At 71.0% G+C, this 397-nt stretch carries 1 protein-coding gene; it reads right to left on the bottom strand.

Features of this window, described 5'->3' with window-relative positions; translation table 11 throughout:
* The coding region (locus tag D7X96_RS39385; protein WP_121772022.1) for an acyltransferase domain-containing protein at positions 1 to 397 on the bottom strand (397 nt) is incomplete at both ends.

Here is a 397-nt window from a genome sequence, read left to right as displayed (position 1 = left end):
CGCCCATGCTGTGCCCCACCACGGCGTCGGGCTCGATGCCCCAGGCGCGCCACAACTCCGCCAGCGCCACTTCCATGGCGAAGAGGACGGGCTGGATGACGTCGATTTCATGGAGGCGGCCCTTGCTCTCTTCGGCCGCCAACTCCCCCAGGACGCTGAAGCCCGCGCACGCATGGATGGCCGCGTCGCAGCGCTCCATGGCATCGCGGAACGCCGTCTCCTCCGCCAGCAGCTTCCGGCCCATGCCCAGCCACTGAGAGCCCTGACCCGGGAACACGAAGACGACCCGGCGCCGGGTCTGCCCCGATGCACGTCCCGTGGCCGCGCCCGGCACGGGCTCACCACGCGCGAAGGCGCCCAGCTTCTCCTCGAGTTCAGCGTGAGGGTGACCCGCGAG

The organism is Corallococcus interemptor, from assembly GCF_003668875.1.
Taxonomy (GTDB): domain Bacteria; phylum Myxococcota; class Myxococcia; order Myxococcales; family Myxococcaceae; genus Corallococcus; species Corallococcus interemptor.
This window is presented reverse-complemented; position numbering and strand designations above follow the sequence as displayed.